Origin of the sequence: Flavobacterium fructosi (assembly GCF_042787335.1) — a bacterium.
GTDB lineage: Bacteria > Bacteroidota > Bacteroidia > Flavobacteriales > Flavobacteriaceae > Flavobacterium > Flavobacterium fructosi.
On record NZ_JBHZQA010000002.1, the window covers coordinates 158,013 to 172,655 of the forward strand.

Consider the following 14,643-nt stretch of genomic DNA (forward strand, 5'->3'; position numbering starts at 1 on the left):
TCAAAAATTCAAATGACTTTAACAGAAAGAGACAGCCAGTATCTTTGGCATCCTTATACACAACACAAAACTGCAGCATTACCGATTGCCATTAAAAAAGGGGAAGGGGCTTTACTGTGGGACGAGAATAACAAAGAATATATAGATGCAATCGCTTCCTGGTGGGTGAATCCTTACGGTCATTCGAATAAATTCATTGCCGATGCGATTTACAAGCAACTCACAACATTAGAACACGTTCTTTTTGGCGGATTTACTCATGAGCCAGCTATTTTGGTTGCAGAGAAGTTGATTGAAATTTTGCCTAAAAATCAGCAAAAAGTTTTCTTTTCAGATAATGGCTCTACGGCTGTTGAAGTGGCTATCAAAGTTGCATTGCAATATTTTTTCAATAAAGGAGAAAAGAGAACTACTATAATTGCTTTCGAAAATGCTTTTCATGGTGATACATTTGCAGCAATGGCGGCTAGCGGAATTTCATTTTATACTCAGGCTTTTCAAGGAATGTTCATTGATGTGGTTCGGATCCCGGTACCTTTAGAAGGAAAAGAACAGGAAAGTTATGATGCACTGAACAAAGTAATAAAAGATAATAACTGCGCTGGTTTTATTTATGAACCACTGGTTCAGGGAGCAGCAGGAATGGTGATGTATGAGCCAGAATCGTTGGACCAATTAATCCGAATTTGTCAGGGAAATAAAGTGCTGACGATTGCTGATGAAGTGATGACCGGTTTTGGAAAAACGGGTAAAACTTTTGCAACGGATTATCAAATAGAAAAACCAGACATGATGTGCTTGTCAAAAGCGTTGACCGGAGGAACAATTCCTATGGCGATAACCACTTTTACCCAAGAAATCTTTGCGGCTTTTTATGATGATGATATTAATAAAGCATTATTTCACGGGCATACATTTACGGCAAATCCTACGGGTTGTGCGGCGGCTTTGGCAAGTATAGATTTGTTGCAAACCGATGAGATGCAAGTTAATATTGCTCGGGTAAATCAAAATCATTTGGACTTTCAGGTACGTATAAAAAACCATCCAAAAGTATCTACTACAAGAGTACTGGGAGTCATTTTTGCTTTAGAAATAAAAACCGAAAGTGCCACCAGTTATTACGGAACATTGCGCAATAAACTATATGATTTTTTTATTGAAAACGGTATAATTCTACGCCCTGTTGGGAACATAGTTTACATTTTACCTCCATATATCATTACTGATGAGCAATTACAAAAAGTGTATCAAGTGGTCGAAAAGGCTTTAGAAATAGTATAAATTTTTAACAATAAAGGTATGTTTTGAAAGTATAAATTTTTAAATCCCGTAAATTTCAAAAAAACTTCGCGACCTTTGCCTTTAAATAACAACAGCATTTTGTCTCAAACAATCTCCATAACCGCCATTGCTTCTATTTCACCGTTAGGGAATACTCCAGAAGTGATTTGGCAAAATTATCTTAATCAAAATCATTGTTTTACGGAACATCATTTAGACAATAAAAAAACCTATGTTGCGGCTTTAGATGCTAATTCTGAACAAGTTATTGCCGACTTAAGAGAATCAGATAACAAATATAAATCGTTAGATAAATCTGTTTTGTATGCTATGGCGGCTTCAAGGAAAGCGATAGAAAATGCAGGTTGGACTCAGAATGATGTATTCGGAATCAACATTGGTTCTTCTCGCGGTGCCACTGATTTATTCGAAAAGCATTATCAAGAATATTTAGAAACGGGGAAAGCGCATACACTTGCTTCTCCTACAACAACTTTAGGTAATGTTTCCTCATGGGTCAGCCATGATTTGCAAAGTTCAGGTCCTGAAATTTCGCACTCCATTACTTGTTCTACGGCTTTGCATGCTATGCTAAACGGTGTGGCTTGGCTTCGATCCGGAATGGCTGATAAATTTCTAGTTGGTGGGAGTGAAGCACCATTGACAGATTTTACAATTGCGCAAATGCGGGCGTTGAAAATCTATTCCAATAGTAAAGAAGATTATCCAAATCGTGCGCTTGATTTAGAAAAAAAACAAAGCACTATGATTCTTGGTGAAGGTGCCGGAGTTTGTTGTCTCGAAATTGGGAAAAAAGAAAATGCCTTGGCTTACATTGAAGGAATTGGTTATGCCACCGAAATTTTGGAGCATAATATTTCCATCTCAGCGGAAGCGACTTGTTTCCAGAAATCAATGAAAATGGCTATGCAAAATACGGATTTATCGCAAGTTGATGTGATCGTCATGCACGCACCAGGAACGATAAAAGGCGATTTGACTGAATACAGAGCTATTGAGAAAATCTTTGGTGAAACACTTCCTTTATTGACTACCAACAAATGGAAAATCGGGCACACTTTTGGTGCATCGGGGATTTTGAGTTTGGAACTGGCTGTTATGATGATGCAACACAATAGGTTCGTCGGAGTTCCTTTTGCGGAAGCACAATTACAAACAAAACCGATTAGAAAAGTATTGATTAATGCGGTAGGTTTTGGTGGAAACGCGGTAAGCGTACTTTTGAGTTTGTAGTTTAGCTGGCCTTTTTTAGTCTTCCTTTGATTTCTCCAACTCTTTGACTTTTTCAAAAACTAAATTGCTTTCAAATCCTTTGCGAAGCATATAATCACAGAATTTCTTTCTTTTCTTCATCAGATTGGTTTCTCGTATGGATTGCCAGTGGCGTTCTGCCAACGTGTGAAAAGTTATTGCATATTCCTCAGGGGAGATTTCCTTTAGTGCAATATTGATTAGGGTTTGTATTATTTTTTTTGACTTTAATTCGTTTACAATTCTGATTTTCCCCCAATTTTTGATTCTGTGTTTTCCTCTGGCAAAACTGCATGCAAAACGTTCTTCATTAAGAAAATTAGCACTTATAAGATGTACCATTATGGAGTCAATTTCGTCCGAATCCATTTTTATACTTCTCAATTTTTGCACCACTGCCTCATGACAGCGTTCTTGATAGGCGCAAAAATGCTCGATTTTATTTATAGCCTCTTTTAGGGAAAAAACTGGATTCATATGTTCGTTTTAAATTCGTGAATTTAAGAATTTAATATTGATTTAAAAAGATAGCATTTTGAAAACAAATTAGAATCATCCTAAATGGTTTTTTAGTTTTACATAGATAACGACTTGGTTTTATTTGAAAAATAGTTCTTTAAATAAGTTAAAATCAGTAGTTTAATAGATATCGATACAGGTTGTCGATTCTATTGGGTGTTGAATTTATTTTTTATTTGCTTAAAGTAAAATATATAAATGATTTCCCCAAATCTATACTATTATGAAAATAAAACAACTCTTCACAAGTAAGATCTTTGCCATTTGAAGAAACAGAGAAGGTACTGGTAGGATAAAAAACTACGATTAAAGGAACTTTTACAATCGTTATAAATCGAAAAAATGGTTTTTTTGCCACCCAAAATATATTTATTGAAGACAAGTTGTTGAATATTATCCAAGATTTAAATCAATTGTCTAGTGATTTTACCACTGAAGCCGGGATTATTAATGACCATTTTGTACTACGTTATACAAATAAAACTTTGGGAACTACGAGTTTTGAGAAATCTGAAAATGTAGTCATGATTTCAAATAAAAATAAACAAATAGCAATTAATTCCTCAGGTGAGAGAATCTATATAGTTCAGATTTATTATTTATTGGGAAAATCAATATATTAAAAAGAAAATATTTATGATGCTGATTTCGTTGTATCTAGTTTGGTAACAAATCAGCAAGCTTTATTAAATTAAAATTACATTACAAAATGCAACAATTTTACCCACAAAATTATGAACTAATGAAGTCTAAGTTGACAATTCTTATTAGGTTCCGATTTGCAAAATAATGTAGTTATTTAAATTTTAAATAACTTAATGTTTTATAAAATAGTTGTTTAACAGATAAATATGCTTGTTGTCGATTTTATTGTGTTTTTTGAAATTGTTTTTATTATTTTAAATTTTATTGTAAGTTTTTTCTTTTTGAAAAAAAAATTAAAAGTAATTTAATTATAAAAAAAACATTAATAGCATGATTAAAAAACTACTATTTAATATTCTTATTGTCTTGCTTCCTACTGTTGTTTTTGCACAAAAAACGTATAATTCGACCTCTGGAAATTGGAATGTTGCTGCTAATTGGACTCCAAATGGTGTTCCGACATTAACAGATGATGTGATAATTCCATCAGGAAAAACTGTGACCGTTACTGCAAATGCCTCTGCGAATAATTTGGTTATTATAGGAACAGGAGTATTAACAGTAAATAATGGAATAACATTAACGGTTTACGGAAATGTCAATATTGACAGTGGAGCACAATTTAATTCTGGTACAGGGAATAGTGACAGTGCGATAATCAAAGTTTATGGGGATTTTATAAATCAGGGTACTGCTAATTTTTGGAAAAGTACTGTTGTAATAGGAGGTAATTTGATTACTGCCAGTACAATTTTGCAAAATAATGGAAATATAATAGTTGGTGGAAATGTATCGGGTGTTATTGGTGGTAGTGGTACTGGAATTGTTTATCCTGTTAATCCTAATGCTACAGTCACAGTTACAGGAGATGCAACTGAGAAGCCAGCTGGAACAATACCTACAGACCCTACTTTAATAAGTTTAATGAATGAAGTTATTTACGGAAGTAATTGTTCTTTTACTATAACAGGCACAACTAATGTTTCGGCCTGTATTGGTGCTACTGCAATATTTACGGTGTCAACATCCGGAAGTTCACCTTCTTATCAGTGGGAGGTTAATATGGGTTCAGGTTGGAGTGATTTGTCAAATAACGCATTTTATTCTGGTGTGAATACTGCAAATCTTGGTGTTAACAACATTACTGCAGGAATGAATAATTATAAGTTTAGAGCTAAAATTACGGCAGGAGGTTGTACTGAAAAAGGGAATTATGGTTTCCTGACAGTTCGTACTTCTCCATCAATTACAACGCAGCCAATAAATCAATTGGATTGTGAGAAGCGCAGCGTTAATTTTAGTGTGGTTGCAGCTGGTACCGGATTGACTTATTCTTGGAAGTATAAAAAACTGGCTGATGCTAGTTTTACTACTATTACTGTGGGAACATCTAACGTAAGTAATCCAGAGACAAGTACAATTAGTATTGCAAATATCGGAAGTGCCCAATTCCCTAATGGCACACAATTTCAGGTTGTTGTTTCTAATGGGACTTGTGATGTTAGTTCGAGCCTTGCGACACTGTCAGTTAATTTAATAACAGACATTACTTCTGGTACAACTGTAACCCTGTGCTATGGCTCAAATCATTTTTATACAGTAACTATAATGGATCCATCAAATGTAGTTTCATACAAATGGAAGAAATCCGTTACTTCTGGCGTATGGAATGACGTTGTGGATGGTACTCATTATTCAGGGACAAGCACAGCAACGTTAAATATAATTAACGGTACGCCTAATGAATCTGCAGAATATCGTGTTTATATTACATTTCGTTCATCAGGAGCGGATTGTAATGTAAGTAGTGATTCACGAACTAGAGCATTGACTTTTCTACCTTTACTGTTAACTCCCGCAACCTTGATTGCACAACCAACCTGTTCAACTCCTACAGGTGGAATAAGTGTGACTGTTCAGAGTGCAAACGACACCTATAGTTTTGACAATGGTGCTACTTACCAAGCCAGTAATGTTAAAATAGGTTTAGTCGCTGGAACATACAACGTAATCATAAAAAATATAGGCGGATGTATTTCCTCCGCTATGAATTGTGTTATAGCTGGAACAGTTGTAACTACGTGGAATGGAAGTGCATGGTCACCTAGTGCTCCTAAAAGCATTGATAAAATGATTTTAAATGGGAATTATCTATCTACTGGAGATATTTCGGGTTGTTCTTGTCAGATAAATTCAGGAGCAGTTGTTATCAATTCAGGTCATACCTTGTCATTAACCAATGAACTTACAGTTTCTGGAGGCTCTTTAACTTTCGAAAATAACTCAAGTTTAGTACAAATTAATGATGTAGTTAATACAGGAAATATAACGTATAAACGAATCACTACTCCAATTCGTAAGTTTGATTATACCTATTGGTCTTCTCCAGTTGTTGGATATACCTTAGGTGGTGTTTCCCCTAATACGAGTTTGTTCTATTCTTTTGATGCTGCTGCAGATAATTGGAAACCAGAATCAGCAACAACTGTTATGTCAAAAGGGATGGGTTATATCGTCCGTGGGCCCCAGAATTATGATCCAGTTACTGCTGCCGCTTTTCCAGCTGTTTTTGTGGGTGTTCCTAATAACGGAGCTTTTTCTCTTACCGGCATTAGTGCAGATAAGCTGTATCTTATAGGAAATCCATATCCGTCCGCCTTGGATGCATATAAGTTTTTAACGGATAACAGCTCTGTTCTTGATGGAACTCTTTATTTCTGGACACACAATACGGCAATTCAATTGGCTACTAATATTACTAATGGTTCTGCAGGTTCTGGGACTTATGCGTACACTTCGGATGATTATGCGGCTTATAATCTTACCGGAGGTGTTGGAACATCAGCTTTAAGTGATTCTAACCATTCTGTTGCAGGAGTAGATTTAGGTCTTAAACCTTCGGGTAAAATTGCATCGGGGCAAGCATTTTTTGCCGGAACCCAACTTTCTCCAACGAGTAACCAAATTGTGTTTAACAATACGATGAGAGTAGGTGTAGGAAGCATAACAGGTAATAATTCGCAGTTTTTCAAGATAACTAAAAATGAAAAAATTACAAATGCAATTGAAAAACACCGTATTTGGCTTAATCTAACCAATACACAAGGTGCTTTCAAACAAATGTTAGTTGGTTATGTCACAAATGCCACCAATGAATATGACAATAGTTTTGATGGGGAGAGTTTTGATGGAAATGATTTTGTTGATTTTTATAGTGTCAATGAAGATAAAAATTTAACGATACAAGGCAGGGCTTTGCCTTTTGATGAAAATGATGAGGTACCTTTGGGTTATAGTTCTACCATAAAAGGTGCTTTTTCAATAACTATCGATGAAGTAGATGGATTATTAGCGTCACAGGATATTTTTATCGAAGACAAGAGTGCCACTATCGTTCAAAACTTGAAACAGGGAGCATATAATTTTTCTACAGAAGCAGGTACTTTCAACGACCGTTTTGTATTGCGATATAATAATATTAATACCAACAAATCTTTAGGAACCTATAGTGTTGAGAGATTAAACAGTTCAGTTGTAGTTTCTAATAAAAATAAACATATAAAAATTAATTCTTCTGACGAAATCATAAACAAAGTTCAGGTCTTCGACTTGTTAGGCAATTCAATATATCAAAAAAATAATGTGAACAGCAATGAATCAGTAATAACTAATTTAGCAATAAATCATCAAATAGTGCTTGTTAAAATTGTATTACAAAATGGTAAAACAGTAACTAAGAAAATTGTAAATTGAGATGTGTGAATATTAAAAAGTCAAACTAAAAAAATGTATGTAGATATAAAACGGGTACCTTGACGAACTTTGTAGTTTACCTTCTACTTAATATTTAATTTTTTGTGGGTACGAATTATGGCTTCTTTATTTTTATAATCGATCCATTTCTGTCCTTTTAGTTTACGCATCAAATTATCAAAATGTCGCATAATCATTAGATTGTAAACAGCTTTTGATAGGCTGGAAATTTTTCGTGGAAAAGCCCGTAAACTCATCGAAAAACCAGGTTCGAGATATTTCATATAATGCCAATATCCTTCTGGCATATACAACATTTCGCCATGATTCAGGGTGCAAATATATCCTTTTGCTTGTTTTAAAGCAGGCCATTTATTAAAATCAGGATTGTCAAAATCAATATCTTCTCTACAGATTAATGAATGAGGAATTTTATATAAAAAAAGTGTCTGATTGGGATCAAATAAAATACATTGTTTTTGACCATCAAATTGAAAATGGAGTATGTTCGAATAATCAATATCAAAGTGCATGAATACTTTGGACTTTTTACCTCCAAAAAAAAGCATCGGTAATTGTTTTATTAAACGTAATCCCAAATGGGGCCATTGAAAATCCTTGTGAAGAATGGGTAGTTCCTTCATTAAATCATAAAGGAATATTCTGTAATTGGTAGGCTTTGATTGTAATAAATCAATGTAATCTGCCATCTTCATTTTGGCATGGGCCTCATTAAAACCATCTTTGTGGGAAACAGGTCTGTTATCATACAAAGGAACTACGCTTTCACCTGCAATCGATTTGATATAGTTGAGGTTCCATTTTTTATAGGCCGGCCAATCAGATGTTAGCTGCTCTACCACAACAGGTTTTTGCTTTTTTACAAAATTGGCGAAAAAATCTTCTTTTGAAATAGTTTTTACACGTTCAATTTCAGTCAGTTGTAATGGCATACTAAAATATTTAAATTAAAAAAAACTCCTAGTGTAAACTAGGAGCAAAATTAATAAAAGCTTTATACAAATGTAAATGAAATATCTGTGATACTATTTTACATTAACTTTCCTTTTTGGATGCTTCAATATTTCTCTCGATTGTATGTCCTGGTCGTGACCATTTTGGTTTTTCACCTAATGGAATAAACTGGGAATCAGCTGCCTCAACAGTTTGAGGTTGAGAAACTTTAGTAAATGCTTTTTGCGGATTTAGACCCAACATTTCAAACATTTTCATGTCTTCGTTCACATCGGGATTTGGGGTCGTCAATAATTTGTCCCCAGCAAATATTGAATTAGCACCTGCAAAGAAACACATAGCTTGACCTTCACGACTCATATTCATTCTTCCTGCTGACAAACGCACTTGTGTTTCCGGCATGATAATTCTCGTGGTTGCTACCATTCGTATCATTTCCCATATTTCCACCGGTTTTTCTTCTTCCATTGGGGTTCCTTCAACAGCAACCAAGGCGTTTATTGGGACTGATTCTGGCTGCGGGTTCAAGGTAGATAGAGCCACTAGCATTCCAGCTCTGTCTGCAATACTTTCTCCCATTCCAATGATACCGCCACTACAAACGGTGACGTTAGTTTTACGAACATTTTCGATGGTTTGCAAGCGGTCTTCAAATCCACGGGTCGAAATTACTTCTTTGTAATATTCTTCTGAAGTGTCTAAATTATGGTTGTAAGCATATAAACCTGCTTCGGCTAAACGATGTGCTTGGTTTTCAGTGATCATTCCAAGTGTACAACACACTTCCATGTCTAGTTTATTAATCGTGCGGACCATCTCAAGAACTTGGTCAAATTCTGGACCATCTTTTACGTTTCTCCAGGCTGCTCCCATACATACACGTGATGAGCCATTTGATTTTGCTCGTAAAGCTTGGGCTTTTACTTGACTAACGGACATTAAGTCGTTACCTGCAACGTCAGTGTGGTATCGCGCTGCTTGTGGGCAATAACCACAATCTTCAGGACATCCTCCTGTTTTTATGGATAATAAAGTGGATACTTGAACTACGTTTGGATCGTGATGTTCTCTATGTATTGACGCTGCTTCAAAAAGCAAATCCATCATAGGTTTATTATATATTGCGATAATCTCGTCTTTTGTCCAGTTGTGTTTTGTGATGCTCATTGATACAATTTTTTGATGTTCCAAAAGTAATCAAATTGTTCTAAAGAAGCAATTTAATACTTTTTAAAAAGCTTGGTGGAAACAATTTTAAAAGTGATAGTTAATCTATTGAAAGCCGGTTGTTCCAGTACAACATCAATAACATTGTAACAATTACAGATGATGCCATTCCTTCAAAAAGCAGACAAATGGAGTAGGTGGTTACTGATGGATTTCCACCAAATAAAAAAGTTTTAGATAAGGATTGGACGTAAGCATCACCTCCTTTTGAGTAGCTGTATATTACTAATGCTACGATGCTTAAAAACACACCAATAAGCGATGTTGCCATTGCCGATACAACATTGAAGACAAATTCTTTTTTGCCTTGAGAAATGTTCATTTCGATCGTTCTGTTGACACCATAAAAAATAAAGATTACATTCAATAAACGTAAATAAAACAAATCAGCAAGACCAAAAACATTCATTAATAAAAAAAGATTCCAATTCCGATAAAAATAATACTTCCGTTTAATATTTCTTTTGGTAATCTCATGGACTAATTTTTTAAAAAAAGGTTTCGAAAAAATAAATATGGATTTCTATTTTAAAGAATCAAGAAATGTGTTGCGATTTCAGAATTAAATTTAATGCTTGTCTGAAGCGTAGTGGGTTTCCCAGATTAGCAGCAGGATAAACGTAACAATTACGGCAGAAACTATTCCTTCAAAAAGTAAAGAAATGGAATATGTCATTACTGATGGGTTTCCACCAAATAAGAAAGTTTTCGACAATGATTTTACAAAAGCATCGCCACCTTTTGCGTAACTGTAAGTGATGAGCCCAAGAATGCTTAAAAATACACCTGTAAGGGAGGTGAAGAGGGCTCCACCGGCATTAGAAACCAAGATGACTTTACCTTCCATAAAATTGGTTTTTAAAGTTCTGTTAGTGCCGTAAAAAACGAACAAAACATTAAATAAACGTAGGTATATCTGATCGGCGAGGCCCAAAACCTCCATTAATAAAAAGTAAGCACCGATTCCGATGAAGATAATTAATCCATTTGAAATTTCTTTTGGCAGTTTCATACGACTAGTTTTTAAAAAATTAAAAAAATATCTATTTGAGAAACAATACATTGATTTTCAAATTTACAGAAAATATACCAATATTTTATAAAATTTTATAAAAAGAATTTCTAGTAAAACTACAGTTTCTTTATATAAGTGTTGGCAGTTAATGCATCTTTTTCAAGTTGTTCTTTTAAAAGTGTTACCGATTCAAATTTTTGCTCTGAACGAATTCTGTGTAATATTGAGACCGTTATTTTTTGGGAATATAAATCGGCATCGAAATCAAAATAATGGATTTCTATAGTCTGATTCTGACCGCCAACAGTGGGATTAAACCCAATGTTCATCATGCCAAAAACAGTTATTTGATTGATAATACTTTTTACAATATAAACCCCGTTTTGTGGAATAAGCTTATAGTTTTCTTCAATTTGTAAGTTGGCTGTCGGAAAATTTATAGTCCTCCCCAATTGTTTTCCTCTAACAACAATCCCAGTTAGAAAGTATTCGTAGCCTAAATATTTATTTGCCAAATCCATGTTTCCTTCGAATAATGCCGTTCTGATTTTGGTTGAACTCACCGAAATATCATTTATTTCCTGAACGGATATTTGCTCTACTTCGAAATCATGTTCTTTTCCAAAAGCAATAAGATCGTCAATATCAGCCGTGCGGTTTCTGCCAAATCGATGGTCGTGACCAATAATTATTTTCTGAACACGAAATCGATTTACAAGAACGGTTTTAACAAAATCTTCGGCTGTTAATCGCGAAAAAGTCTCGTCAAAAGGATGGATAACAAGATTTTCAACACCTATTTGCTCGAGTAAATCTATTTTTTCATTTATGGTATTAAGTAGTTTTATATCGGAATGTTCCTGTAAAATCATTCTTGGGTGAGGAAAAAAAGTAAGGACTAAACTTTCATAGTCCTCATTTTTTGTTTTTTGTATAACCCTTTCCAGAATTTTTTTGTGACCAATATGAACTCCGTCAAAGGTGCCCAAGGTCAGGATAGTTTTTTTTTCGGAACTGAAATCGTTTATAGAATGAAAAATCTTCAAAGCAAATATTTTATGGTAGCGCAAATTTATACTATCTATATTAAATGCAACCGTTTGAGTGATTGATTTTCGACAGATTTTTGCAGATAGAGTCCATTTTGCCAAGAAAATTAATAAACCAATAAATTAAATTTAATATTTTGTTCAAAATAAGGGACAATCAACTTCAAGATTAACATAAATACTTTAATTTTGAGTATTAATTAATTCCAGCCATGAAAAAAATTATACTATTCTTGATAATTATTGTTTGTACTTCAACTATGAATGCACAAAATAGTGCTACTTGGACGAGGACTAATCCGGACAATAATACTGTGTCGGATAGGAATAATAAAGCACCGGATGCGGCAGTGCATTTGTTTTTCAAATTTGACGATGTGGTCTTGCGGCAATCGCTGCTTTCTCTGGAAAATGAAGGATCTAAAACAAATGGAGTTGAAATTTTAATTCCAAATAAAAATGGGAAATTGGAACGGTTTTCGGTTTGGGAATCTTCAAATTTCGAATCTCAACTGCAAGCCAAATACCCAGAAATCAGAGCTTATGCAGGGATTGGTATTACTGACAAAAGTGCATCCATAAATTTCAGTATGTCGCCAAAAGGAATTCAAACTATGGTTTTGAGAGCTGATGAAGGTTCTGAGTTTATAGAGCCGTATGTAAAAGACAAGAATATTTATGTTCTATTTGATTCTAAAAACAGAGATAGAGGAGGTTTGCCTTTTGGTTGTAAAACAGAAGATGTGGCTGTAAACAAGCAATTGTTAAATAAAACAAGCAAAATAGCAGCTAACAACCGTATTTTTAAAACCTTGAGATTGGCTTTGTCATGCACTGGAGAATATACGACGTACCATGGAGGAACTAAAGCAGGTGCACTGATTGCTATGAATAACACTATGTCTAGGGTAAATGGTGTTTTTAATAAAGATTTGGCTTTAAAATTAGTTATTATCGCAAACGATACTGATATAATTTATACAGATGCAACTACAGATCCGTATTCTAATGCCGCTGAAGGGGTAGGAGGAGCCTGGAATCAAGAACTGCAGAGTACTTTAACCAATATTATTACCAATGGGAATTATGATATTGGGCATTTATTTGGTGCTTCAGGTGGTGGTGGTAATGCGGGATGTATTGGTTGTGTATGTGTTAATCCTTCAACTGATGTGCCATTAGGAAAAGGAAGTGCATTTACATCGCCTAGCGATTCAAAACCAGAAGGAGATACTTTCGATATAGATTTCGTAGCGCATGAAATGGGACATCAGTTGGGTGCAAATCATACTTTCTCCTATGACATTGAAGGGACAGGTGTAAGTGTAGAGCCCGGGAGCGGTTCTACGATAATGGGTTATGCGGGGATTACCAGTGATTATGACATTCAAGCTAATTCAGATGATTATTTTGCCTTTGCAAGCATAAAACAAATACAAGATAATCTATCAACAAAAACATGTCCTGTGAATACTGCGTTAAGTAATAATCCTCCCGTTATTAATGCGGGTCTTGATTGGACAATACCTAATGGTACTGCATTTATTTTAAAAGGGATAGGGTCAGATATTGACGGCGATACCGTTACATACTGTTGGGAACAAAATGACACGGCTATAACTACTAGCGGAGCTAAGAGTATTGCTTATCCTACTAAACCTGACGGTCCTCTTTTTAGATCGATTTATCCCAGTGGTTCTAAGATTAGATATATGCCTGCTTTTAGTTCAGTACTGTCCAATAAGTTAACTACCACATGGGAATCGGTGGCTTCCGTTGCAAGAACTTTGCATTTTACGTTGACAGGAAGGGATAATGCTGTGTTGGGCACGGCACAAACCAATACTGATGAAATGATAGTAAATGTAAGTGGAACGGTTGGACCATTTGCTGTAACATCTCAAAATACAGATAATTTAAGTTGGTTTCAAGGAACAACGCAAACAGTAACTTGGAGTGTAAATGGTTCAAATACTTTGGCTGGATCAGCAAACGTAAACATCAAGCTTTCGACCGATGGCGGTTTAACGTTTCCCCTGACTTTAGCAGGAAATACTCCAAATGATGGTTTGGAAGTGATAACTGTTCCCGCCAGTACAGCAAAAAATTGCAGAATTTTAATAGAGCCGACCGGAAATATATATTATGCTATAAACAGCAAAGCGTTTTCGATCGGATATTCCGTTAAATCCTCCTGTACTACGTATATTTTTGCTGCTCCTTTTGCTATACCGGAATCAGCGAGTTATACTACCAGAACTATTACTGTTCCAGCTACAACCGGAACAATCGCAGATGTGAATTTGTCTGTTAACTTTACTCATTCTTATTTAAGCGATTTGCAAGTAGATATTCAAAACCCGCAAGGTACCACGGTAAAATTGTTTGAAAGAAGTTGTGGAACCACCAGTAATACTTTATCCTTAAATTATGACGATTCAGGCGATGCCCTCTCATGTATTGCAACTAATGTTCAAACCGTGTCTCCATTTGAACCGTTAGCGGTTTTTAATGGACAGAACCCAGAAGGGGTTTGGACTTTTAGAATCCGAGACGCTTTTAAAGGAGATGTTGGGACATTAAATTCGGCTTCTATTACGATTTGCACACAAACCTTTACACTTGATGCACCTGAATTTGAAATTAATGACTTTGTTTTGTATCCAAATCCAAGCAAAGGAAACTTTAACGTGCAGTTTACGAGTACATCATCAAACGGAGTCAAGTTATTAGTGCACGATTTGTTAGGGAGAAAGCTTTACGAAAATAAATTTGAGAATAAGACTAATTTCAATGAGAATATTCAGTTAAAAAATGCTTCACCGGGAATTTATTTATTGACGTTGCTTGACGGAGACAGAAAAGAGGTAAGGAAAATTATGATTGAATAATTAAACTATAATT

10 protein-coding genes are annotated in these 14,643 nt (G+C 34.9%); 4 read left to right on the forward strand and 6 right to left on the reverse strand.

Features of this window, described 5'->3' with window-relative positions; all coding sequences use genetic code 11:
• Positions 1-12: 12 nt before the first annotated feature.
• Both bioA and ACFX5D_RS03625 read left to right on the forward strand, forming a co-directional pair.
• Positions 13-1,284, forward strand: a complete 1,272-nt coding sequence (bioA, locus tag ACFX5D_RS03620) for an adenosylmethionine--8-amino-7-oxononanoate transaminase (protein WP_379856894.1) — start codon at positions 13-15, stop codon at positions 1,282-1,284.
• 99 nt (positions 1,285-1,383) lie between these two features.
• On the forward strand, positions 1,384-2,538 hold the full coding sequence (locus ACFX5D_RS03625) for a beta-ketoacyl synthase N-terminal-like domain-containing protein (protein WP_379856895.1): 1,155 nt from the start codon (positions 1,384-1,386) through the stop codon (positions 2,536-2,538).
• 15 nt (positions 2,539-2,553) lie between these two features.
• Here ACFX5D_RS03625 and ACFX5D_RS03630 read toward each other — a convergent pair whose 3' ends face one another.
• Positions 2,554-3,033, reverse strand: a complete 480-nt coding sequence (locus ACFX5D_RS03630) for a regulatory protein RecX (protein ID WP_379856896.1) — start codon at positions 3,031-3,033, stop codon at positions 2,554-2,556.
• Between the two features lie 1,017 nt (positions 3,034-4,050).
• Between ACFX5D_RS03630 and ACFX5D_RS03635 the strand changes: the two genes are divergently transcribed.
• A complete protein-coding gene (locus tag ACFX5D_RS03635) occupies positions 4,051-7,473 on the forward strand; it encodes a T9SS sorting signal type C domain-containing protein (RefSeq protein ID WP_379856897.1) in 3,423 nt (1,140 codons plus the stop codon).
• An 83-nt stretch (positions 7,474-7,556) separates the two neighbouring features.
• On the opposite strand, the gene ACFX5D_RS03640 is transcribed toward ACFX5D_RS03635, so the two are convergent.
• From ACFX5D_RS03640 to ACFX5D_RS03660, 5 genes are all read right to left on the reverse strand, one after another.
• The gene (locus ACFX5D_RS03640; RefSeq protein ID WP_379856898.1) at positions 7,557-8,426 is read right to left on the reverse strand and encodes a cupin-like domain-containing protein; all 870 of its coding nucleotides are present in this window, start codon (positions 8,424-8,426) and stop codon (positions 7,557-7,559) included.
• Positions 8,427-8,529: 103 nt separating this feature from the next.
• Positions 8,530-9,615, reverse strand: a complete 1,086-nt coding sequence (gene bioB, locus ACFX5D_RS03645) for a biotin synthase BioB (RefSeq protein ID WP_379856899.1) — start codon at positions 9,613-9,615, stop codon at positions 8,530-8,532.
• A gap of 100 nt (positions 9,616-9,715) precedes the next feature.
• Positions 9,716-10,084 carry a hypothetical protein gene (locus tag ACFX5D_RS03650; RefSeq protein ID WP_379856900.1) on the reverse strand — a complete coding sequence of 123 codons (369 nt, stop codon included), beginning with the start codon at positions 10,082-10,084 and terminating at the stop codon, positions 9,716-9,718.
• 159 nt (positions 10,085-10,243) lie between these two features.
• Positions 10,244-10,687 carry a hypothetical protein gene (locus ACFX5D_RS03655; protein WP_379856901.1) on the reverse strand — a complete coding sequence of 148 codons (444 nt, stop codon included), beginning with the start codon at positions 10,685-10,687 and terminating at the stop codon, positions 10,244-10,246.
• 119 nt (positions 10,688-10,806) lie between these two features.
• The gene (locus ACFX5D_RS03660; RefSeq protein WP_379856902.1) at positions 10,807-11,736 is read right to left on the reverse strand and encodes a bifunctional riboflavin kinase/FAD synthetase; all 930 of its coding nucleotides are present in this window, start codon (positions 11,734-11,736) and stop codon (positions 10,807-10,809) included.
• A gap of 215 nt (positions 11,737-11,951) precedes the next feature.
• On the opposite strand from ACFX5D_RS03660, the gene ACFX5D_RS03665 reads away from it, so the two are divergent.
• Positions 11,952-14,630 (forward strand): zinc-dependent metalloprotease, encoded by a 2,679-nt coding sequence (locus tag ACFX5D_RS03665; protein WP_379856903.1) that lies wholly within the window; start codon positions 11,952-11,954, stop codon positions 14,628-14,630.
• Positions 14,631-14,643 lie beyond the last annotated feature (13 nt).

Bases quoted from the DNA above. Each gene is read 5' to 3' on its own strand.
- ACFX5D_RS03635 (WP_379856897.1), top strand. From the start codon at position 4,051: ATGATTAAAAAACTACTATTTAATATTCTTATTGTCTTGCTTCCTACT.
- ACFX5D_RS03665 (WP_379856903.1), top strand. From the start codon at position 11,952: ATGAAAAAAATTATACTATTCTTGATAATTATTGTTTGTACTTCAACT.
- ACFX5D_RS03655 (WP_379856901.1), bottom strand. From the start codon at position 10,687: ATGAAACTGCCAAAAGAAATTTCAAATGGATTAATTATCTTCATCGGA.
- bioB (WP_379856899.1), bottom strand. From the start codon at position 9,615: ATGAGCATCACAAAACACAACTGGACAAAAGACGAGATTATCGCAATA.
- ACFX5D_RS03650 (WP_379856900.1), bottom strand. From the start codon at position 10,084: ATGAATGTTTTTGGTCTTGCTGATTTGTTTTATTTACGTTTATTGAAT.
- ACFX5D_RS03630 (WP_379856896.1), bottom strand. From the start codon at position 3,033: ATGAATCCAGTTTTTTCCCTAAAAGAGGCTATAAATAAAATCGAGCAT.
- bioA (WP_379856894.1), top strand. From the start codon at position 13: ATGACTTTAACAGAAAGAGACAGCCAGTATCTTTGGCATCCTTATACA.
- ACFX5D_RS03640 (WP_379856898.1), bottom strand. From the start codon at position 8,426: ATGCCATTACAACTGACTGAAATTGAACGTGTAAAAACTATTTCAAAA.